General features: G+C 38.1%; 33 protein-coding genes. 2 read left to right on the top strand and 31 right to left on the bottom strand.

Annotation, left to right across the window (positions count from 1 at the left end):
• Window positions 1-51: 51 nt before the first annotated feature.
• The 27 genes from rpsK to rpsJ form a co-directional block, all read right to left on the bottom strand.
• A complete protein-coding gene (gene rpsK, locus G6O70_RS04285) occupies window positions 52-441 on the bottom strand; it encodes a 30S ribosomal protein S11 (RefSeq protein WP_057869829.1) in 390 nt (129 codons plus the stop codon).
• A 25-nt stretch (window positions 442-466) separates the two neighbouring features.
• Window positions 467-832, bottom strand: coding sequence for a 30S ribosomal protein S13 (gene rpsM, locus G6O70_RS04280; protein WP_057869828.1), 366 nt, complete (start codon window positions 830-832; stop codon window positions 467-469).
• A 25-nt stretch (window positions 833-857) separates the two neighbouring features.
• Complete coding sequence (rpmJ, locus tag G6O70_RS04275) at window positions 858-971, bottom strand: 50S ribosomal protein L36 (protein WP_003689393.1); 114 nt, start codon at window positions 969-971, stop codon at window positions 858-860.
• Between the two features lie 34 nt (window positions 972-1,005).
• Complete coding sequence (infA, locus tag G6O70_RS04270; RefSeq protein ID WP_003689399.1) at window positions 1,006-1,224, bottom strand: translation initiation factor IF-1; 219 nt, start codon at window positions 1,222-1,224, stop codon at window positions 1,006-1,008.
• Window positions 1,225-1,406: 182 nt separating this feature from the next.
• Window positions 1,407-2,060, bottom strand: a complete 654-nt coding sequence (locus G6O70_RS04265) for an adenylate kinase (RefSeq protein ID WP_057869832.1) — start codon at window positions 2,058-2,060, stop codon at window positions 1,407-1,409.
• 102 nt (window positions 2,061-2,162) lie between these two features.
• On the bottom strand, window positions 2,163-3,458 hold the full coding sequence (secY, locus tag G6O70_RS04260; protein ID WP_057869827.1) for a preprotein translocase subunit SecY: 1,296 nt from the start codon (window positions 3,456-3,458) through the stop codon (window positions 2,163-2,165).
• Entirely contained in the window at window positions 3,458-3,892 is a 435-nt protein-coding gene (gene rplO / locus G6O70_RS04255; protein WP_057869826.1) for a 50S ribosomal protein L15, read from the bottom strand. The genes secY and rplO overlap by 1 nt, the downstream gene beginning before the upstream one ends.
• Before the next feature lie 46 nt (window positions 3,893-3,938).
• A complete protein-coding gene (gene rpmD / locus G6O70_RS04250; RefSeq protein ID WP_057869825.1) occupies window positions 3,939-4,121 on the bottom strand; it encodes a 50S ribosomal protein L30 in 183 nt (60 codons plus the stop codon).
• A 15-nt stretch (window positions 4,122-4,136) separates the two neighbouring features.
• Window positions 4,137-4,637, bottom strand: a complete 501-nt coding sequence (rpsE, locus tag G6O70_RS04245; protein WP_057869824.1) for a 30S ribosomal protein S5 — start codon at window positions 4,635-4,637, stop codon at window positions 4,137-4,139.
• 21 nt (window positions 4,638-4,658) lie between these two features.
• Entirely contained in the window at window positions 4,659-5,015 is a 357-nt protein-coding gene (gene rplR / locus G6O70_RS04240; RefSeq protein WP_083481928.1) for a 50S ribosomal protein L18, read from the bottom strand.
• Between the two features lie 46 nt (window positions 5,016-5,061).
• Window positions 5,062-5,598 (bottom strand): 50S ribosomal protein L6, encoded by a 537-nt coding sequence (gene rplF, locus G6O70_RS04235; protein WP_057869822.1) that lies wholly within the window; start codon window positions 5,596-5,598, stop codon window positions 5,062-5,064.
• A 31-nt stretch (window positions 5,599-5,629) separates the two neighbouring features.
• A complete protein-coding gene (gene rpsH, locus G6O70_RS04230) occupies window positions 5,630-6,028 on the bottom strand; it encodes a 30S ribosomal protein S8 (protein ID WP_057869821.1) in 399 nt (132 codons plus the stop codon).
• A gap of 28 nt (window positions 6,029-6,056) precedes the next feature.
• Entirely contained in the window at window positions 6,057-6,242 is a 186-nt protein-coding gene (locus G6O70_RS04225; RefSeq protein ID WP_003689416.1) for a type Z 30S ribosomal protein S14, read from the bottom strand.
• A 13-nt stretch (window positions 6,243-6,255) separates the two neighbouring features.
• Window positions 6,256-6,798: a 50S ribosomal protein L5 gene (rplE, locus tag G6O70_RS04220; RefSeq protein WP_057869820.1), complete on the bottom strand. Its 543-nt coding sequence runs from the start codon at window positions 6,796-6,798 to the stop codon at window positions 6,256-6,258.
• Between the two features lie 26 nt (window positions 6,799-6,824).
• A complete protein-coding gene (rplX, locus tag G6O70_RS04215; protein WP_057869819.1) occupies window positions 6,825-7,136 on the bottom strand; it encodes a 50S ribosomal protein L24 in 312 nt (103 codons plus the stop codon).
• Window positions 7,137-7,169: 33 nt separating this feature from the next.
• Window positions 7,170-7,538 (bottom strand): 50S ribosomal protein L14, encoded by a 369-nt coding sequence (gene rplN, locus G6O70_RS04210; protein ID WP_057829642.1) that lies wholly within the window; start codon window positions 7,536-7,538, stop codon window positions 7,170-7,172.
• 68 nt (window positions 7,539-7,606) lie between these two features.
• Complete coding sequence (gene rpsQ / locus G6O70_RS04205) at window positions 7,607-7,873, bottom strand: 30S ribosomal protein S17 (RefSeq protein ID WP_057869818.1); 267 nt, start codon at window positions 7,871-7,873, stop codon at window positions 7,607-7,609.
• A 25-nt stretch (window positions 7,874-7,898) separates the two neighbouring features.
• Window positions 7,899-8,093 (bottom strand): 50S ribosomal protein L29, encoded by a 195-nt coding sequence (gene rpmC, locus G6O70_RS04200; RefSeq protein ID WP_003689426.1) that lies wholly within the window; start codon window positions 8,091-8,093, stop codon window positions 7,899-7,901.
• Window positions 8,083-8,517, bottom strand: a complete 435-nt coding sequence (gene rplP / locus G6O70_RS04195; protein ID WP_057869817.1) for a 50S ribosomal protein L16 — start codon at window positions 8,515-8,517, stop codon at window positions 8,083-8,085. Before rplP ends, rpmC begins: the two co-directional genes overlap by 11 nt.
• Before the next feature lie 3 nt (window positions 8,518-8,520).
• Window positions 8,521-9,177, bottom strand: coding sequence for a 30S ribosomal protein S3 (gene rpsC / locus G6O70_RS04190; protein ID WP_057869816.1), 657 nt, complete (start codon window positions 9,175-9,177; stop codon window positions 8,521-8,523).
• 13 nt (window positions 9,178-9,190) lie between these two features.
• The gene (gene rplV, locus G6O70_RS04185) at window positions 9,191-9,538 is read right to left on the bottom strand and encodes a 50S ribosomal protein L22 (RefSeq protein ID WP_003689433.1); all 348 of its coding nucleotides are present in this window, start codon (window positions 9,536-9,538) and stop codon (window positions 9,191-9,193) included.
• Between the two features lie 14 nt (window positions 9,539-9,552).
• On the bottom strand, window positions 9,553-9,834 hold the full coding sequence (gene rpsS / locus G6O70_RS04180) for a 30S ribosomal protein S19 (protein ID WP_057869815.1): 282 nt from the start codon (window positions 9,832-9,834) through the stop codon (window positions 9,553-9,555).
• Between the two features lie 46 nt (window positions 9,835-9,880).
• Window positions 9,881-10,711 (bottom strand): 50S ribosomal protein L2, encoded by an 831-nt coding sequence (gene rplB / locus G6O70_RS04175; RefSeq protein WP_057869814.1) that lies wholly within the window; start codon window positions 10,709-10,711, stop codon window positions 9,881-9,883.
• Window positions 10,712-10,736: 25 nt separating this feature from the next.
• Window positions 10,737-11,021, bottom strand: a complete 285-nt coding sequence (rplW, locus tag G6O70_RS04170; RefSeq protein ID WP_057869813.1) for a 50S ribosomal protein L23 — start codon at window positions 11,019-11,021, stop codon at window positions 10,737-10,739.
• Window position 11,022: 1 nt separating this feature from the next.
• A complete protein-coding gene (rplD, locus tag G6O70_RS04165) occupies window positions 11,023-11,646 on the bottom strand; it encodes a 50S ribosomal protein L4 (RefSeq protein WP_057869812.1) in 624 nt (207 codons plus the stop codon).
• A gap of 23 nt (window positions 11,647-11,669) precedes the next feature.
• Window positions 11,670-12,299 (bottom strand): 50S ribosomal protein L3, encoded by a 630-nt coding sequence (gene rplC / locus G6O70_RS04160; RefSeq protein ID WP_057869811.1) that lies wholly within the window; start codon window positions 12,297-12,299, stop codon window positions 11,670-11,672.
• Between the two features lie 50 nt (window positions 12,300-12,349).
• Complete coding sequence (gene rpsJ / locus G6O70_RS04155; protein WP_054756437.1) at window positions 12,350-12,658, bottom strand: 30S ribosomal protein S10; 309 nt, start codon at window positions 12,656-12,658, stop codon at window positions 12,350-12,352.
• 265 nt (window positions 12,659-12,923) lie between these two features.
• Here rpsJ and G6O70_RS04150 point away from each other — a divergent pair, with 265 nt between their 5' ends.
• Window positions 12,924-13,472, top strand: a complete 549-nt coding sequence (locus G6O70_RS04150) for a cysteine hydrolase family protein (protein ID WP_057869810.1) — start codon at window positions 12,924-12,926, stop codon at window positions 13,470-13,472.
• A gap of 116 nt (window positions 13,473-13,588) precedes the next feature.
• On the opposite strand, the gene fusA is transcribed toward G6O70_RS04150, so the two are convergent.
• The 3 genes from fusA to rpsL form a co-directional block, all read right to left on the bottom strand.
• Window positions 13,589-15,682, bottom strand: a complete 2,094-nt coding sequence (gene fusA / locus G6O70_RS04145) for an elongation factor G (RefSeq protein ID WP_057869809.1) — start codon at window positions 15,680-15,682, stop codon at window positions 13,589-13,591.
• Between the two features lie 110 nt (window positions 15,683-15,792).
• Window positions 15,793-16,263: a 30S ribosomal protein S7 gene (gene rpsG, locus G6O70_RS04140; RefSeq protein WP_003689451.1), complete on the bottom strand. Its 471-nt coding sequence runs from the start codon at window positions 16,261-16,263 to the stop codon at window positions 15,793-15,795.
• A gap of 29 nt (window positions 16,264-16,292) precedes the next feature.
• Entirely contained in the window at window positions 16,293-16,706 is a 414-nt protein-coding gene (gene rpsL, locus G6O70_RS04135) for a 30S ribosomal protein S12 (RefSeq protein WP_003689453.1), read from the bottom strand.
• Between the two features lie 270 nt (window positions 16,707-16,976).
• Between rpsL and G6O70_RS04130 the strand changes: the two genes are divergently transcribed.
• On the top strand, window positions 16,977-17,663 hold the full coding sequence (locus G6O70_RS04130) for a prepilin peptidase (RefSeq protein WP_083481926.1): 687 nt from the start codon (window positions 16,977-16,979) through the stop codon (window positions 17,661-17,663).
• A 248-nt stretch (window positions 17,664-17,911) separates the two neighbouring features.
• Here the strand turns inward: G6O70_RS04130 and rpoC are convergent, their stop codons facing one another.
• Window positions 17,912-21,580 (bottom strand): DNA-directed RNA polymerase subunit beta', encoded by a 3,669-nt coding sequence (rpoC, locus tag G6O70_RS04125; RefSeq protein ID WP_057869808.1) that lies wholly within the window; start codon window positions 21,578-21,580, stop codon window positions 17,912-17,914.
• Between the last annotated feature and the right edge of the window lie 17 nt (window positions 21,581-21,597).

Here is a 21,597-nt window from a genome sequence, read left to right as displayed (position 1 = left end):
ATCTGGCGAAAACATTATGAAGATTTACCTCAAAATGAATACGAAACCATATTAAACACGACGGCGTTTTGGAGGACGACATCCATTATGAGGAACTGGTGTCACATCGCGAATAGATGTAACCTCAAGACCAGTCGTCTGTAAAGCACGAATAGCGGCTTCACGACCAGAACCAGGGCCTTTAACTGCAACTTCGACACTCTTCATACCATGTTCCATTGAACCCTTTGCTGCAGCTTCTGCAGCCATTTGAGCAGCAAATGGAGTTGATTTACGACTACCCCTGAAACCAAGAGAGCCTGCAGAAGACCAAGCAATAGCATTACCGTGAACATCTGTAATCATAACAAGAGTATTGTTGAATGTTGAGTGAATATGTGCTACGCCGACTTCAATATTTTTCTTTACTCGACGCTTACGTGAACCTTTTTTAACTGCCATGAAATAGCTAACCTCCTTTAATTAATTATTTCTTTTTACCAGCAATTGATGTAGCTGGGCCTTTGCGTGTACGTGCGTTATTCTTCGTGTTTTGTCCACGAACTGGTAAATGACGACGATGACGCAGACCTCGGTATGATCCAATTTCTGATAAACGTTTGATATCTAAGCTGACTTCACGACGAAGATCACCTTCGACTTTGTACTTATCAGCAACAGCACGAATCTTATCTTCTTGATCAGAAGTTAAATCGCGTACACGAACATCCTCAGACACCTCTGCCTCTGCTAAGATTTTTTGTGCTGTAGTATTACCGATTCCATAAATGTAAGTTAATCCGATTACGATACGCTTGTCACGTGGTAAATCGACACCTGCAATACGAGCCATAACAATTACACCTCCTAATTTTTAATTATCCCTGACGTTGTTTGTGTTTTGGATTTGAGCAAATCACCATAACACGACCCTTGCGCTTAATCACTTTACAGTGTTCGCACATTGGTTTTACTGATGGTCTTACCTTCATGAATTATACCTCCCAAATGTATTTGAAGTACAATCTATTTAAAGCGATAGGTAATGCGGCCCTTAGTTAAATCGTAAGGGGACATTTCGACAGTTACCTTATCACCAGGTAAAATGCGAATATAATGCATTCTGATTTTTCCTGATACATGAGCTAATATCTCGTGTCCGTTCTCGAGTTCAACCTTGAACATCGCATTGGGTAACGTTTCTTTGATTGTACCCTCAATTTCAATCACATCATCTTTCGCCACGCAAAAGTACCTCCTTAAATGGTTTTAAAACTTTACACGCAAAACGGTAACTCCTTAAAACCAAGGAGTAACTACTTTACGCAAGCTAATCCATCCAAATGGACAGACTAATCCTATTGAAAAGATAAACCTGAAACAGTATATCATTTCAAAGGATTATATGCAAGTTATTTCGACCATTACTACTTTAAATCTTTTAAAATATCTTTGATATTACTGAACACTTTTCCAATTTCCTGATTGCCATCAACTTCATGCAATAAACCTTTTTCTTCATAGAAAGCTAATAACGGTGTATTCATCTTGATATTAACATCTAAGCGATTTTTAACAGTTTCAGGCTTATCATCTTCTCGCTGATAAAAATTATGTCCACCACAACGGTCACAAGTTCCCTCAACCTTTGTTGGATTGAAAATCTTGTGATATGTAGCTCCGCAATCACGGCAGATAAAGCGTCCAGTTAATCGTTCTAATAATGAAGCTGGGTCAACATGAATATTAATAACTCCAACTAGGGGTTTTGATAGTTCAACTCCCATTTCTTCTAAAGCTTGTGCTTGAGCCATATTTCTAGGAAAACCATCAAGTAAAAATCCCTTATCCGTATCAGCTTCACTTAAACGTTCCTTAACGATGCCATTCGTAACTTCATCTGGAACCAGTTCACCTTTATCAATAAAAGACTTTGCTTTTAATCCCATTGGTGTTTTATTCTTAATAGCTGCACGGAAAATGTCACCAGTCGAAATATGTGGAATATCGAATTCATCAACAATCCTTTCAGCCTGTGTTCCCTTACCTGCTCCAGGCAAGCCCATCAACATTAAGTTCATTCCTGTCATTGTTCAATAACCTCCATAGAATGTGTAATTAGGTTTAAATTAAAAAGTTGGCTCCACTAAAGCGAAGCCGAACTTTCTCTCATCATCACTAACTTATCTGATGAAGCCAACATACTCACGCTTCATCATCATACCCTTTAATTGTCTGATTGATTCAAGTGCAACCCCCACAACAATCAATAAACTTGTTCCACCTAAACCAATTGATTCATCTAATCCCCAAACATTTGAGGCAATCAATGGTATTAAAGCAACAAGTCCTAAGAAGAGTGAACCGACTGAACTTAAACGCATTAACAGGCGTGAAACAAATTTTTCAGTTTCTTTACCTGGCCAGACACTTGGAATATAACTGCCTTGTTTTTGCAAATTCTCCGATAATTTTTCAGGATTAACCTGAACGAACGCATAGAAGAAAGTAAATACAACAATCAAAACAGTATAAAGAATCATTCCACCTGTAGCCTGCATATTAAAGATATTAGTCATTACCTTATACCATGTAGCTTCAGAATAATTCTGTGTGAATGCCATCAAAATAGTTTGTGGCGTTGCAATAAAGGAACTCGCAAAAATAACTGGAATAACACCTGCCACATTGATTTTCAATGGGAGGTATGAGCTATTAGTTGCTCCTGCAAGTCGTCTAGTATACTGAATCGGGATTTTATAACTGGCTTGTTGTACATATGTAACAAAAGCAACAATTATTAAAATAGCCAATACCAATACAACAACATATAAAATACTCTTCCACAAATCACTAGATGAAGCATCAGCAAATTGATCATTGTAAATCTGTTGAATACCAGTTGGAATTCTTGCAATAATACCAGCCATAATTATCATTGAAATTCCGTTCCCGAAACCTCTATCGGTAATCATGTCACCAAGCCATGTAGTAAACAGTGAACCACCCGTTAAAATGATTCCAATACTTACATAAGTCTTAATGCCTGGATTTTCAACTAAATTCAAACTGCTCAGTGCATTAAACCCAGCTGTAATTCCAATTGACTGTACAAACGCCAGCACTATTGTTAAATATCTTGTAGCTTGATTAAGCTTCCTACGACCAACTTCACCTTGCTTACTCCACTCAACAAAGCGTGGAACAATATCCATTTGAAGTAGTTGAACAATAATCTGCGCAGTGATATATGGTGAGACACCCATTGCTAAGATGGAATAATTCGTCAAACCACCACCACTAAAAGTATTCAAGATACTAACTAACCCTGAAGATGCAACACTACTTAAAGCTTTAGCGTTGATCCCAGGGACTGTGATATATGTGCCTAAACGAAATACAATCAAGACACCTAATGTAAATAAGATTTTGTTACGGATCTCTTTTACAGCTAAGGCGTTCTTCATTGTTTTAAGCATTAAATCACCTCGGCTTGACCGCCAGCTGCTTCAATAGCTTCTTTAGCTGAAGCAGAGAATTTATTAGCTTTGACAGTTAACTTCTTAGTTAACTCACCATTACCTAGAATTTTAATTCCGTTCAATTCTTTTTTAACAACACCATTCTCAACTAAAAGTACTGGTGTAATTTCTGTACCATCATCGAATTTGTTAAGTGTATCTAAATTAACAACTGCAAATTCCTTGCGATTGATATTTTGGAAACCACGTTTTGGCATACGACGGAACAATGGCATTTGTCCACCTTCAAAGCCCAAACGTACTTTACTACGAGCTTTTTGGCCTTTCTGACCACGTCCAGCTGTCTTACCATTTCCGGATGAAGTTCCGCGACCTACACGATTACGTACGTGACGTGAACCTTCACTTGCTTTTAACTCATGCAATTCCATCAGGTTGGCACCTCCTTAATTAATAATTATAACATGTCATAAACGATTACTCAGCAATTGAAACTTCAACCAAATGGTTGATTTTCGCAACAGCACCACGTGTTGCAGCATTATCAGGAAGTACTACTGAACTACTAATACGTCCTAAACCAAGTGCTTTAACAACATCGCGTTGTTTTTGAGGACGCCCAATGACACTACGAACCAAAGTAACTTTTAAATTAGCCATAATATTGAGCCTCCTTTATTCTGCTAAGTGTTGAGCTGAGACACCGCGAAGTGCGGCAACTTCTTCAGCACTCTTCATTTTTGTTAAACCATCCATTGTTGCACGAACAACATTGATTGGTGTACTTGAGCCAAGTGATTTACTTGTAACATCAGCAACGCCAGACAATTCCATAACGGCACGGACAGCACCACCAGCAGCAACACCTGAACCGGCTGTAGCTGGTTTCAACATAATACGACTACCACTATATTCACCTAGAACTTCATGAGGAAGCGTATCGTTAACCATTGGAACTGTGATAAGGTTCTTACGAGCATCATCAACAGCTTTACGGATAGCATCAGGAACTTCTTGTGCCTTACCTGTACCAAAGCCAACATGGCCATTGTGGTCTCCAACGATAACTAAGGCAGCAAAACGCAAGCGACGTCCACCTTTAACAACTTTTGTGATACGGTTAATCGCAACAACGCGATCTTCTAAGTCTAATTGAGCAGGATCGATAAAAGTCATAAATTAGTTTCCCTCCCTTTCCTAAAAGTCTAATCCATTTTCACGAGCAGCAGTTGCGAGTGCTTCAACACGTCCATGATACAAGTATCCACCACGGTCAAAAACAACTTCTTTAATACCCTTTTCAATAGAACGTTTTGCAACAACTTCACCAACTGAAGTAGCTTGTTCTGTCTTAGAGTTACCACTGACTTCACTATCTAATGTAGAGGCACTAACTAGCGTCACACCCGCTACGTCATCAATTACTTGAGCGTAGATGTTTTTGTTTGAACGATAAACATTTAAGCGTGGGCACTTAGCTGTACCAGAGATCTTACCACGGACACGTAAATGACGCTTTTGACGTGTCTTATTTTTATCTGGTTTTGAAATCACAATTTTCACCTCTTAATTTAATTTGTATCTTCTTTAGTTAGACTAATTACTTACCAGTCTTACCTTCCTTACGACGAACAATTTCACCTTTATAACGAATTCCCTTGCCCTTGTAAGGTTCTGGAGCACGTGTCAAACGAATTTTTGCAGCAAAATCTCCAACAGCTTCTTTTGAAATACCAGAAACAATTATTGAAGTTGCAGAAGGTGCTTCAATGCTGATACCATTTTCAGCAACAAACTCTACTGGATGAGAATAACCAACATTCAGTACGAGTGTATTACCTTTCATTTGTGCACGGTAACCAACACCTTGAAGTTCTAATTCTTTCTTGAATCCTTCACTAACACCTAATACCATGTTATGGAATACAGCTCTTGTTGTCCCATGTAATGCTTTTGTCTTGCTATCGTCGCTTGAACGATCAAACTTAACAACATTACCTTCGATTTCCATTGAAATCTTGTCAGAGAATTCACGAGTTAATTCACCCTTAGGACCTTTAACAGTCACGATATTTCCATCATGCTTGACCTCAATACCGGCAGGTACAGTAACTTCTTTATAACCAATACGACTCACGGTAGTGACACCTCCTTACTTTCGAAAATTTCTACCAAACGTATGCTAATACTTCGCCGCCAATATTCTTTGCACGGGCGTCTTTATCTGTCATAACCCCTTCTGAGGTTGAGAGAATAGCGATTCCTAAGCCGTTTAGAACCTTAGGAACAGCGTCTGCTTTAACATATGAACGTAAACCAGGTTTTGAAATACGTTTAATCCCAGTAATAACACGTTCGTTATCTTTACTGAATTTCAAGAATACACGGATAATTCCTTGTTTGTCATCATCAATATATTCAACATTGCGAATGAAACCTTCATTTTTGAGGATTTCTGCAATATCGTGCTTAATTTTTGAAGCAGGTACTTCAAGAGATTCGTGCTTTGCCATATTAGCATTGCGAACACGTGTCAAGAAGTCTGCGATTGGATCAGTCATGACCATTAAATTTGCCCTCCTTTACTTTATTGGATTACCAGCTAGCCTTTTTCATCCCAGGAATTTGACCTTTGTGGGCAAGATCTCTTAGGCAAACACGGCATAACTTAAACTTACGATAAACTGAATGTGGACGACCACAACGTTCACAGCGTGTATATTCTTGCGTAGAGAACTTAGCTTCGCGTTTGTTCTTTGCAATTTGCGACTTTTTTGCCAATGTGAAACCCCCTTTATTTAGCGAATGGCATTCCTAATTGCGACAATAATTCCTTAGATTCTTCGTCTGAATTTGCAGTTGTAACAATAACAATATCCATACCACGAACTTTGTTAACATCATCAAAATCAATTTCAGGGAAAATCAACTGTTCACGGATACCTAATGTGTAGTTACCACGACCATCAAAGGCACGTTTGCTAACACCATGAAAATCACGAACACGAGGTAATGAAACAGATACTAATTTGTCTAAGAAATCATACATACGTTCACCACGTAATGTAACTTTAGTTCCGATAGGCATACCTTCACGTAAACGGAAACCAGCGATTGATTTTTTTGCCTTTGTAATAACAGGTTTTTGACCTGAAATTAAAGTTAATTCCTCAACAGCTTCATCCAAGTTCTTAGCGTTGCTAACTGCATCACCAACACCCATGTTGATAACGATTTTATCAACTTTAGGAGCTTGCATGATTGAAGTATAGCTAAACTTTTCCATTATTGATGGAACTACTTCTTTATCATATTTTTCTTTTAAACGATTAACCATGAAGAAAGTAATCCTCCTTTCCTATTCTACTTATCTAAAGTTTCACCAGTTTTTTTAGAAACTCGAACTTTTTTACCATCAACAACTTTCACACCTACACGAGTTGTTTCATTGTTTGATGGATCAAGCAACATAACGTTGGAAACATGAATGGGTGCTTCAACCTCAATAATTCCACCATTAGGATTTGCGTTACTTGGCTTTTGGTGTTTCTTAATAACATTTACACCTTTAACAATCACACGGTCTTTATTAGGAAAAACTTTTTCAATGACGCCTTCTTTTCCCTTATCTTTACCGGCAATTACCTTAACTTTGTCATTCTTTTTTACGAACATTTTATTTCGCACCTCCTTGCCAACATCGGTTTATTACAATACTTCAGGTGCTAAGGAAACAATCTTCATGAAGTTTCCATCACGTAATTCACGTGCAACTGGCCCGAAGATACGTGTACCTTTTGGTGATTTATCATCACCAATAATAACTGCTGCATTTTCATCAAATTTGATGTAAGAACCATCAGCACGATGTGTACCAAACTTTGTTCTAACAACAACCGCTTTTACAACATCACCTTTTTTGACAACGCCACCTGGTGTTGCTTGTTTAACAGTAGCAACGATTGTGTCACCAATATTTGCTGTACGAACGCGTGAGCCACCTAAAACCTTAATTACAAGGATTTCACGTGCACCAGAGTTATCAGCAACTTTTAAACGACTTTCTTGTTGGATCACGGTATGTGACCTCCTTTCGTTAACGAATCAGAATACGAATCAAAGTACATTTAAATCTAGAATAGTCTCTAGATAATAACTGCCTTTTCAACGATCTCAACTAAACGGAATCTCTTTGTTGCTGACAACGGACGAGTTTCCATAATCTTTACAATGTCTCCAACTCTTGCTTCGTTGTTTTCATCATGTGCCTTATACTTTTTGGAGTACTTAACACGTTTGTTATAAACTTTATGGTTCTTATAAGTTTCAATAACAACAGCAATTGTCTTATCCATTTTGTCCGAAACAACACGTCCTTGATAGACTTTACGTTGGTTACGAGCTTCAGTCATACTTTAGTTTCCTCCTCTTCGTATTCTATTTGTTTAATTCTTGTTGACGTAATGCAGTCTTGATACGTGCAATCGTCTTACGAACTTCTTTTAAACGAGCTGTATTTTCCAATTGACCGGTAGCTAATTGGAAGCGCAAGTTAAATAATTCCTCTTTGAATTGCTTTTCTTTATCGAGCATTTCAGCAGTGGTTAATTCATTAATTTCTTTAGCCTTCATTTGATTCGCCACCTACTTCCTCACGTTTTACAAACTTAGTCTTCACTGGGAGCTTGTGGGAAGCTAAACGCAATGCTTCACGAGCAACTTCTTCTGGAACATCGGCAATTTCAAAAAGAATCTTGCCACGTTTTACTGGAGCTACCCAACCTTCAGGAGCACCTTTCCCAGAACCCATACGAACACCAATAGCTTTAGCAGTATATGATTTATGAGGGAAAATTTTAATCCAAACTTTCCCACCACGTTTCATATAACGTGTCATTGCAACACGAGCAGCCTCAATCTGGCGGTTCGTAATCCAATGTGAATCAACAGCTTGTAAGCCATATTCTCCAAAAGCAACAGTCTTGCCACCCTTTGCTTCGCCACGCATCTTACCACGAAATTCGCGGCGATGTTTTGTACGTTTTGGTACTAACATAGGTTATTTCCCTCCTTTACGATTATCTTTCTTAGCAGGTAAAACTTCCCCACGGTAAATCCATACTTTAATTCCTAACTTACCATAAGTTGTTTGTGCTTCTGTCCATGCGTAATCAATATCAGCACGCAATGTGTGCAAAGGAACAGTTCCTTCTGAGAAATGTTCAACACGTGACATATCAGCACCATTAAGACGGCCTGCAACTTGAACTTTAATTCCTTTAGCACCTGAGCGCATTGTACGTTGGATACCTTGCTTCATAGCACGACGGAATGCAACACGGTTCTCCAATTGAACGGCAATGCTTTCGCCTACTAATAAAGCATCTAAATCAGGTCGTTTGATTTCAACAATATTGATATGAACTCTCTTACCTGTTAATTCATTTAATTCTTTACGAAGCTTTTCAACTTCTGCTCCACCTTTACCGATAACCATACCTGGTTTTGCAGTATGGATTGAAACATTAACACGCTTTGCAGCACGTTCAATTTCAACGGTAGAGACAGATGCATCGGCTAATTTTTTTTGAATGTATTCACGGATGTGTAAATCTTCATGTAAATTGTCAGCAAAATCTTTTTCTGCATACCATTTTGCATCCCAATCACGAATGATTCCTACACGTAATCCCGTTGGATTTACTTTTTGACCCACGCATTATCCCTCCTTATTTTACAGATACAACTACAGTAACATGACTAGTACGTTTGTTGATTGGAGAAGCAGAACCTTTTGCACGAGGACGGAAACGTTTTAAAGTTGGTCCTTCGTTAACAAAAGCTTCACTTACTATTAAATCTTCAACATCCAAGTCAAAATTATTTTCTGCATTTGCAATTGCTGATTTTAATACTTTTTCGATGATTAGAGAGCCAGCTCTTGGTGTGAACTTTAAAATCCCTAATGCTTCAGCTACGCTTTTGCCACGGATGAGATCGATCACTAGACGTGCTTTACGTGCAGGGATTCGAACTGTTTTGGCAGTTGCTTTTGCTGATGTAACTTGTTCAGCCATTTTATTACCCTCCCTTACTTAACACCTGTTTTTTTATCGCCACTACCATGACCACGGAACGTACGTGTTGGTACAAATTCACCCAACTTATGGCCAACCATATCTTCTTGAATATAAACTGGTACATGCTTACGACCATCATACACAGCGATTGTATAACCAATGAAACTTGGGAAAATTGTTGAACGACGTGACCATGTTTTTATTACAGATTTCTTTTCTTGATCTGCTTGAGCTTCGATTTTCTTCATCAAATGAGCATCAGCAAATGGTCCTTTTTTCAAACTACGACTCAATGTGAATCCTCCTTTCGGATCATCTAATCCTTAAGCAACCCTTTGGCTACTTGTTACGTTTACGCACGATAAATTTGTCAGATTGTGCCTTCTTAGAACGTGTCTTGTAACCCATCGTTTTCTTACCCCATGGTGACATAGGACTTGGACGACCGACAGGAGCTTTACCTTCACCACCACCGTGTGGATGATCGTTAGGGTTCATTACAGATCCACGAACTGTAGGACGTTTGCCAGCCCAACGTGAACGACCAGCTTTACCGATTTTGATAAGTTCATGTTGTTCATTACCAACTGCACCAATTGTTGCACGGCAAGTTGAAAGAATCATACGAACCTCACCAGAAGTCAAACGAACTAAAACATATTTGCCTTCCTTACCTAGTAATTGTGCTGATGTTCCAGCTGAACGAACTAATTGTCCACCTTTTCCAGGCTTAAGTTCGATATTATGAATAACTGTACCAACAGGAATATCTGCTAATGCCAAAGTATTACCTACCTTGATATCTGCTTCCTTTCCTGATTGAACAGTTTGGCCTACTTCAAGACCTTTAGGAGCAAGGATGTATGACTTAATACCATCAGCATAAACAAGTAATGCGATATTTGCTGAACGGTTTGGATCATATTCGATTGCCTTAACTGTTGCAGGTACATCATCTTTAATACGTTTAAAATCAATTAAACGGTATTGGCGTTTGTGACCACCACCACGATGACGGACAGTAATACGGCCATAACTATTACGGCCAGCTGTCTTGCTTTGTGATTCAAGCAATGATTTTTCTGGAGTTGTTTTTGTAATTTCAGAAAAATCTGAACCAGTCATATTACGACGTCCGTTAGAGGTTGGTTTAAATTTTTTGATCCCCACGTGTATTCCCTCCTATTACAAATTTTTATTCTTCAAATAATTTGATTTCTTTTGAATCAGCGCTTAATGTTACGATTGCTTTTCTACGCTTTTTTGTGTAGCCAGCATAACGACCCATACGCTTTAATTTACCTTTAACGTTCATGATGTTAACTTTAACAACCTTAACGTCAAAAATTTCTTCAACAGCTTTTTTAACTTCAATCTTAGTTGCACGAGTGTCAACATCAAATGTATAACGCTTTGCATCTAATCCTTCAGTTGAAGCTTCTGTGATAACTGGTTTTAAGATAATTTTACGTGCTTCCATTTTATGCAAGAACCTCCTCTACTTGAGAAAGAGCTTCTTGAGTCATGACTAACTTGTCGCTGTTAATGACGTCTAATACATTAACGCCTTTAGCACCAACGACCGTAACATTTGGTAAATTACGAGCTGAAAGAGCAGCTAAGTCATTGCCATCTTCAAGAACTACTAAAACTTTTGTCTTAACATCTAAGCTATTCAAAACTTCTGCGAAAGCCTTTGTTTTTGGTTGATCAAAACTTAATTTGTCAACAATCAGTAAACTCTCATCCACAACTTTTTGTGAAAGTACTGACTTAATTGCTAAACGGCGAACCTTCTTTGGAAGTTTGTAGCTATATGAACGTGGTGTTGGTCCGAAGACTGTTCCACCACCAACCCATTGTGGTGAACGGATAGAACCCTGACGAGCACGACCTGTTCCCTTTTGACGCCATGGTTTCTTACCACCACCAGAAACTGCACTTCTGTTCTTAACAGCATGTGTTCCTTGGCGTAATGATGCGCGTTGCATAATTACCGCATCAAAGACGACATTATTATTTGGTTCGATACCAAAAATGCTTTCGTTTAACTCAACTTCACCATTTTTGCTACCATCTTGTTTGAATAATGTAACTTTTGGCATTTAATTGTCCTCCCTTCCTCGAGTTATTTTGTTTTAACTGTACCAAGGATAGTAACCAATGACTTGTTAGCACCTGGCACATTACCTTTAATTAAAAGTACGTTATTTTCTACATCAGCTTTTACAATTTCAAGATTCTTAATCGTAACGCGATCTCCACCCATACGACCTGGAAGAAGTTTACCTTTGAATACACGGTTGATAACCGCACCCATTGAACCAGGACGACGATGGTAACGAGAACCGTGAGCCATAGGTCCACGTGATTGTCCCCAACGTTTGATGTTTCCTTGGAAGCCATGGCCCTTTGATGTACCAGTGACATTAACGATGTCGCCTGTTTCAAAGATATCTACCTTAACTTCATCTCCGACTTTGTAATCTCCAAGCTCAACATCTTTAATTTCACGAATGAAGCGCTTAGGAGCAGTTTTTGCTTTTGCTGCATGACCTTTAGCAGGTTTATTTGACAACACTTCACGCAAATCATCAAAGCCTAACTGAACAGCTTCGTAACCATCATTTTCAACAGTCTTGACTTGCATTACTACGTTAGCACCAACTTCAACGACAGTTACAGGAACTAATTCGCCATTATCAGTGAAAACTTGTGTCATCCCTACTTTTTTCCCTAAGATTCCTTTAGTGGTCATGAGTACACCTCCAATTAATTTATTTTACTATTGCTTTAGTAATTACTGAATTATAATTTGATTTCAATATCAACGCCACTTGGTAGATCCAATTTCATTAATGAATCAACTGTTTTTGGTGTTGGATTAACAATATCAATCAAACGCTTGTGTGTGCGCATTTCAAATTGCTCACGTGAGTCCTTATACTTATGTGGTGAACGGATAACCGTATAAAGTGTACGTTCCGTTGGTAATGGAATAGGACCTGCGATTGCTGCACCAGTTCTCTTTGCTGTTTCAACAATCTTATCAGCAGACTGATCTAAAATGCGATGTTCGTATGCCTTTAAACGAATACGAATTTTTTGTTTTGCCATTGTGTTCCCTCCTTCGTCTATTTTAAAAACAAGACTAGCTCCGTCGAAATTCCCAACCACCCCATGGCAAAGCTCCCGGGTGTGTCGCAACCTTCAACATCACAGCTCAAACTTCTTTTTAATGCGCGCACTCATCCCTTGGACAAGTACCTTTCTATAATACCTTGGATGCATCTTCAACGCAAGGCTTTTTTTAATTTAATTTGCTTTTTTTCAAAAAAATGCTTATTCTTTTTGTAAACACTTCTAGAAGGAGTCGATTCCAATGAAAAAAGCACTCTTAATAATTGATTATACAAATGATTTTGTTGCTGATGAAGGTTCACTAACCTGTGGTGCTTCTGGACAAGCTATTGACACTGAAATCACAAAATTAGCAACTGACTTTCTAACTAATCACGATTATGTTATTTTTCCCACAGACTTGCATAAAGAAAATGATCCCTATCATCCTGAAACTAAACTTTTCCCTCCACATAACCTTGAAAACACTTGGGGTCGTGAGCTTTTTGGAAATGTTGGTAGTTGGTTTAATCTTCATCAAAATGATGATAAAGTTTATTTTTTTGCCAAGAATAGATACTCCTCTTTCGTAAATACAAATCTTGAAAATTTCTTACGTACACACCATATTGAAGAACTTTACCTTACCGGTGTCTGCACTGATATCTGTGTACTTCATACAGCCATTGATGCATATAATAAGAACTTTAAAATTATCATTCCTCAAAAAGCTGTGGCCAGCTTTAATCAAGTTGGACATGAATGGGCACTTGAACATTTTAAAAAAAGTCTTGGAGCTACAATTATTTAAACTTCAATTATCTTGAACTCTACAATATCCACTTTTGACCATAATTGTCCAATTAAGCTACAATTGCTGTATAAAAAAAGCGGAAGCAAAGTTAACTTTGCTTCCGTCTTTTTTAATTATTCGGCGCTACCGCCATTTTTCTTAATAATTTCTTCTTGGATAGTCTTTGGAACTGGTTCGTAATGATCCATTGTCATTGTGAATGTTCCACGACCCTGTGTTGCTGAACGCAACGTTGTAGCATAGCCAAACATTTCTGCAAGTGGAACAAAAGCTTTAACAACTTGTGCATTTCCACGAGCTTCCATACCTTCAACACGACCACGACGAGCATTAACGTGTCCCATAACATCACCTAAATAATCTTCAGGAGCAACGATTTCAACACGCATGATTGGTTCAAGAATTGCGGCACCTGCCTTCTTTGAGGCATTGCGCAATGCCAATGATGCAGCAACCTTAAATGCAGCTTCACTAGAATCGACATCATGATAACTACCATCATATAACTTAGCCTTAACATCAATCAATGGATATCCTGCAAGAACACCATTCTTCATTGACTCACGTAGACCTTGTTCTACTGAAGGAATATACTCACGAGGAACAACCCCACCAACGATAGCATTTTCAAATTCAAAGCCTTTACCTTCTTCGTTTGGTGTAAATTCAACCCAAACATCACCATATTGACCTTTACCACCAGACTGGCGAACAAATTTACCTTGTGCAGATACTTGCTTTGTAAATGTTTCACGATAAGCAACTTGAGGTGCACCAACTTTAGCTTCAACCTTGAATTCACGTTTCATACGATCAACGATAATATCCAGATGAAGTTCACCCATCCCAGCAATTAATGTTTCGCCAGTTTCAGGGTTAGTTTCTGCTTTGAAAGTTGGATCTTCTTCAGCAAGTTTTTGTAAAGCAACATCCATCTTATCTTGGTCAGCTTTTGTATTTGGTTCAATTGAAACTTGGATAACTGGATCAGGGAATTCCATTGATTCAAGAATTAATGGATGTTTGATATCAGTTAAAGAATCACCTGTTGTTGTATCTTTCAAACCGATTGCAGCAGCAATATCACCTGAGAATACTTCAGCAATTTCCTTACGATGATTTGAATGCATTTGCAACAAGCGACCAACACGTTCGCGTTTGTCCTTAGTAGCATTTAATACATAAGAACCAGCTTCAAGTGTTCCTGCATATACACGGAAGAAAGTTAAACGACCAACGAATGGGTCTGTTGCAATCTTAAATGCTAAACCAGCAAATGGTTTATCATCGCCTGCAACTAATTCAACTTCTTCATCTGTATCAGGATCAGTTGCCTTGTATGGTTTAACATCCAAAGGTGAAGGTAAGTAATCATTAACTGCATCAAGCATCATTTGGACACCCTTATTTTTGAAAGCAGAACCAGCTAATACTGGGAATAATTCTAAGTTCAATGTTGCCTTACGAATAGCAGCCTTCAATTCTTCAACAGAAATTTCTTCACCTTCAAGGTATTTTTCCATAACACCTTCATCAACATCAGCAATTGCTTCAATCATTGCATCTCTACGATTCTGTGCTTCTTCTTTGTAATCATCAGGAATATCAACTGTATCCCATTTTGAACCAAGCTCATCTTCGTCGTAGATGTCGGCCTTCATTTCAATTAAATCGATAACACCTTGGAATGCATCTTCAGCACCAATAGGCATCTGAATAGCTACGGCATTTGCCTGAAGGCGATCTTTGATTGTACCTACAGAGTAGTCAAAGTTAGCGCCAATTTTATCCATTTTGTTAGCAAAAACAATTCTAGGAACAGCATATGTTGTAGCTTGACGCCAAACATTTTCTGTTTGTGGTTCAACACCTGATTGTGCATCAAGAACAACTACAGCACCATCAAGAACACGTAATGATCGTTCAACTTCAACTGTGAAATCAACGTGTCCTGGGGTATCAATGATATTGATCCGATGATCTTTCCATTGAGCAGTTGTAGCAGCAGATGTAATTGTAATCCCACGTTCTTGCTCTTGTTCCATCCAATCCATTTGTGATGCCCCTTCATGGGTTTCACCAATTTTATGGATTTTACCAGTGTAATACAAGATACGTTCTGTCGTTGTCGTTTTACCAGCATCAATATGAGCAACGATTCCGATATTACGTGTTTTTTCTAACGGAAATTCACGTTTGTTAGCCATTTGAGAGATTTCTCCTTCCAAATCTAATTAAGATTATGAACGTTTTAAACAATTTCAAAAAAATGACTACTATAGGATTACGGAAATCATATAATAGCCATTTTCCAAATTTACCAGCGATAATGTGCAAATGCACGGTTTGCATCTGCCATTTTATGTGTATCTTCACGTTTTTTAACAGATGCACCAGTATTATTGGCAGCATCAATAATTTCTTTTGCCAAACGTTCTGGCATTGTATGTTCACCACGTAAGCGAGAATAGTTAACTAACCATCTCAAACCTAATGTAGTACGACGATCTGGACGAACTTCAATAGGAACCTGATAGTTAGAACCACCAACACGGCGAGCCTTAACCTCAAGTACAGGCATGATGTTCTTCATTGCTTCTTCAAACACTTCTAATGGTTCATTACCTGTTTCTTCTTTAATTGAATCAAAAGCTTCGTATAAAATTCTTGAAGCAGTTCCACGCTTGCCATCAACCATCAAACGGTTAATCAAACGAGTAACCAATTTAGATTTGTAAATTGGATCTGGGAACACTTCGCGTTTTGTAACAGCACCTTTTCTTGGCATCTAAATAACCTCCTTAAACCGATCTATTATTATTTCTTAGGTCTCTTAGTACCATACTTCGAGCGACTCTGCTTACGGTCAGTGACACCGGCTGTATCCAAAGCACCACGAACGATATGGTAACGAACACCAGGAAGATCCTTTACACGACCTCCACGAATCAAAACAACACTATGTTCTTGTAAGTTATGACCGATACCTGGAATGTACGCTGTAACTTCAATCAAGTTGGACAAACGAACACGAGCATACTTACGTAAAGCTGAGTTAGGCTTCTTAGGTGTCATTGTACCAACACGAGTTGCAACCCCACGTTTTTGAGGAGCAGGATTGTTTGTTTGAACTTTCTTATAACTGTTATACCCAAAGTTTAAAGCTGGGGAATCAGATTTTGAACCTTTAGATTTACGACCTTTACGAATTAATTGATTAATTGTTGGCATCTAAAGCTTCCTCCTTCCTAAATTTACATTTTTTAAGTACACACATCCAGGTGGTTCATTATTTTGCAAAAAAATAAAAAAGACCTAGATGAAACGATGTATGCTAACGTAACACAGTCAGCATGTCCCGACAACGAGAGAAACTGTCCACATAAAGCACCTTGAGTATAATAACATCCCATTTAGACATCTGTCAATCTTTTTTCAATATTTTCCATTTTTATTTTAATTGCGTAATTATCTTGAAATGGACAAAAGGTGGTAATTTGAATGTATTATGTTTTACTTTTTTTATTTGGCTCAGCTTCAAGTTCGTTCATCGTGTGCTACAGCTGGAGATACGTTAATAACATCTCTCAATTACAACATCGTTCTTTCTGTGAAAAATGCCACCATAACCTAAAGGCCTGGCAATTAATTCCAATTCTTGGTTTTCTTTTGCAGCGCGGACGTTGTTTCTTTTGTGCTTCAAGAATTCCCCCTTTAAGCACTTTCATTGAATTATTAGGTGGAAGTCTTGCCGTATTTTGTTATTATACTTACCCTCATTCCTATTTTTTTATTTTATTTTCTTTCATTCTATGGAGTCTTTGTCTTGGGCTCCAAGATTATAAGTTATATGCAGCCTCAAGTACACTTTTATATTCTGGTTTCTCCATATTCTTAATAGTAAGTATCATAATCTTAAAATTTTCATTCTCTTATTTTTTTCAATTTGCTTTACTATTTGCTATCCTCATTTATTTTTCAATTAAGAAAATGTTTGGTTGGGCTGATGTAATTTACACAACTACTTCTTATTTTGTAATCGGTTATCAACACACCTTGTGGTTATTATTTATTGCAACAATTTTTTGTATGCTATTCTTCTTAGTCACACATTTTAAAAAAATCCCCTTTTTACCATTTCAAGCTCTCGGACTAATTATTATCACCGTTGCTCATCCACTATGTTGAACTTCTTATTTTTGAATGTAAGTACACAATTTCACTGTTTTTTAATTTTGTCAGCAAATTCAGATTTATATCCCATTTTCACATAATAATAAAAAACAACAATATAATATAACCTTAGTCACTACAAAAAAGAAGTTGGGTCAAAAGATATCTTTTGATCCAACTTCTCTATTTGTTTCATATAAATGTGTTCCAAAAGTCCAAATTATTCGACTTATATCCCACTCTTTTTATCGTTTCAGATTTATTTAGTCATTAGAAGGTGTGCTTTGTGTAGCAGCCTCTTCTTCTTTCATTTTCTTCTCTAAATCAGAAATAGAATAGACATTTTCAGAAACAGTTCCAACTTCTTTAGGCTTGATTCCACGATAATCAGGCATACCTGTACCAGCAGGAATAATCTTACCAATGATAACATTTTCTTTCAAACCAATAAGTGGATCATTTTTACCACGAATTGCAGCATCTGTTAAGACACGTGTTGTTTCCTGGAATGAAGCAGCAGACAAGAAACTATTTGTTTCAAGTGATGCTTTCGTGATTCCAAGTAAGACCGGTCTTGCAGTTGCAGGAATTCCACCTTTAATCAAGGTCTTATAGTTTTGATCCTTAAAGTCGAAGATATCCATCAATGTACCTGGTAAGAGCTCCGTATCACCTGGATCCATCACTCTGATTTTACGTAACATCTGACGAGACATAACTTCAATATGCTTATCGGAGATTTCTACACCTTGCATACGATAAACTTTTTGGACTTCTCTTAGAATATAGTTTTCAGTTGATAATACATCACGTACCTGAATAAGTTGTTTAGGATCAATTGAACCAACAGTCAGTGCATCTCCACGATGAATCTGATCTCCTTCAGCAACTTTTAGTACTGAAGTAAATGGCAGACTATAGGTTCTTGTATCAGTTTCACCTTTAACTGTAACTTCCTTCGTACGTTCAGCAGGATTTTCTTCAATTGCCTCAATAACACCTGTAACTTCAGTAATCTCAGCACGACCTTTAGGATTACGTGCTTCAAAAATTTCTTGAACACGAGGAAGTCCTTGAGTAATATCATCCCCAGCAACACCACCAGTATGGAAAGTACGCATCGTAAGCTGAGTACCTGGTTCACCAATTGATTGAGCAGCGACAGTTCCGACAGCTTCACCAACTTCAACCTCATCACCTGTAGCCATATTGCGACCATAACAATGTTCACATACACCATGACGAGTATTACATGTAAATGCTGAGCGAATTGTAACCTTTTCAACCCCAGCATTAATAATTTCAGCAGCAATGTCTTCAACCATCATTACATTTGCTGGCACAATAACTTTACCAGTTTTTGGATTCTTAACTTCTTTCATCGTATAACGACCTAAAATACGATCATATAACGGTTCAATCAGTTCATTTCCTTCGCGAATTGCTGTCACATCAAGTCCACGATCAGTTCCACAGTCTTTCTCGCGAATAATTACATCTTGTGCAACATCCACTAAACGACGTGTAAGATAACCTGAGTCAGCAGTCTTAAGAGCCGTATCAGTCATACCTTTACGGGCCCCATGAGTAGAAATAAACATTTCCATAACAGATAAGCCTTCACGGAAGTTCGCGATAATTGGCAATTCCATTGTCTTACCATTAGGAGCAGCCATTAAACCACGCATTCCAGCTAACTGTGTAAAGTTAGAGATGTTACCACGTGCACCAGAATCTGACATCATTTGAATTGGGTTCTTAGGATTCATATTTTGAATAAGTTTTTCTTGAATTTGATCTTTTGCATCATTCCAAATTGCAATAACTCGTTCATAACGTTCATCTTCAGTAATCAAGCCTCGACGGAATTGCTTTGCAACATTTGCAACTTCCTTATGTGCTTCATCAATGATAGCTGGTTTCTCCTTCAAATCAGTAACATCAGAGATCCCAACTGTCAAGCCAGATTTAGTGGATTGATAATACCCAACATCCTTCATTCTATCAAGCAGTTTAGATGTCTCCGTAACCTTGAATTTCTTATAAACTTCGGCAACAATATCACTTAAGAACCCTGCCTTAAATGATAGCACTAGTTCATGATCAGCCAAATATTGATGAATATCTGCCCCTGGTTCAATAAAGAATTTGTCAGGTGTCAATCCTGTAAGATTTTCTTCTGATGGTTCATTTAGATATGGAAATTCTGGTGGAAGAATCTCGTTAAAGATTGCTTTACCAACAGTTGTAACCATAATCCGTTCTTTTTGCCAATCACTGAATGGCTTACCAATTTTAGCAAGCGATGTTGTCTGCAAACCAATTCGTGTGTGCAAATGAACATAGTTGTTTAGATATGCAGTACGTGCTTCATTGACATCCTTGAAGATCATCCCTTCGCCTTCACGGCCTGCTTCTTCAACTGTCATATAGTAGTTACCGATAACCATATCCTGTGATGGTGTAACAATTGGTTTACCATCTTTCGGTGCCAAGATATGATGAGCAGCAAGCATCAGCAAACGTGCTTCTGCTTGTGCTTCTGCAGATAATGGGACATGAATAGCCATTTGATCTCCATCAAAATCAGCATTGTAAGCTTCACAAGCCAATGGATGCAAGCGCATAGCTTTACCATTTACTAATGTAGGTTCAAAGGCTTGGATACCCAAACGGTGAAGTGTAGGTGCTCGGTTAAGAAGAACAGGATGTTCTTTAATAACTTCTTCCAATACATCCCAGATATCTTCATCTCGGCGATCAATCTTTCTCTTAGCATTCTTGATATTAGAAGCCATTTCACGTTGAACAAGTTCTTTCATCATGAAAGGTTTAAACAATTCAAGTGCCATTTCATGAGGAATTCCCATTTGGTTCATCTTCAACTTAGGTCCAACATCAATAACAGAACGACCGGAATAATCAACACGTTTCCCAAGTAGGTTTTGACGGAAACGTCCCTGCTTACCTTTAAGCATATGTGACAATGATTTCAAAGGACGATTACCAGGTCCAGTTACAGGACGACCACGACGACCATTATCAATCAAAGCATCCACTGCTTCTTGTAACATACGTTTTTCATTTTGAACGATAATTCCTGGTGCATTCAAATCAAGCAATCTCTTCAAACGATTGTTACGATTAATTACACGACGATACAAATCGTTCAAGTCTGAGGTAGCAAATCGTCCACCTTCAAGTTGTACCATTGGTCGAAGGTCTGGTGGGATAACAGGAATTGCATCCATTACCATCCAGCTAGGTTCGTTGCCTGATTGTAAGAACGCTTCAAGAATATCAAGACGGCGAACTGCACGAGTTCTCTTTTGTCCAGTTGCTTCCTTTAGTTCTTCTTTTAATTCTGCACATTCTTTTTCAAGTTCAACATCTTGTAACAAAGTACGAATTGCTTCTGCACCCATTCCAGCTCTAAATTCTTGACCATATTGTTCACGTTTCTCACGGAATTCACGTTCTGTCAAAAGCTGTTTCTTTTCAAGTGGTGTATTTCCAGGTTCTGTAACCACATATGAAGCAAAATAAATGACTTCTTCAAGTGCACGAGGACTCATATCAAGAACTAGTCCCATACGACTAGGAATTCCTTTAAAATACCAGATATGTGTGACTGGTGCGGCAAGTTCAATATGTCCCATACGCTCACGACGAACTTTAGAACGCGTAACTTCAACGCCACAGCGATCACAAACTATTCCTTTATAGCGGATACGCTTGTACTTACCACATGCACATTCCCAATCTTTTGTTGGCCCGAAAATTCTTTCGTCAAACAAACCGTCTTTTTCTGGTTTAAGGGTACGATAGTTGATTGTTTCTGGTTTCTTTACCTCACCATAAGACCAGCTACGGATCTTATCTGAAGAAGCCAAACCAATCTGCATGCTATCGAATTTATTGACATCGATCAAGAGATCGACCTCCTTTT

It is taken from the genome of Liquorilactobacillus hordei DSM 19519 (genome assembly GCF_019443985.1).
GTDB lineage: Bacteria > Bacillota > Bacilli > Lactobacillales > Lactobacillaceae > Liquorilactobacillus > Liquorilactobacillus hordei.
The sequence above is the reverse complement of the archived record's forward strand: the minus strand, read 5'-3'. Positions and strand labels throughout refer to the sequence as shown.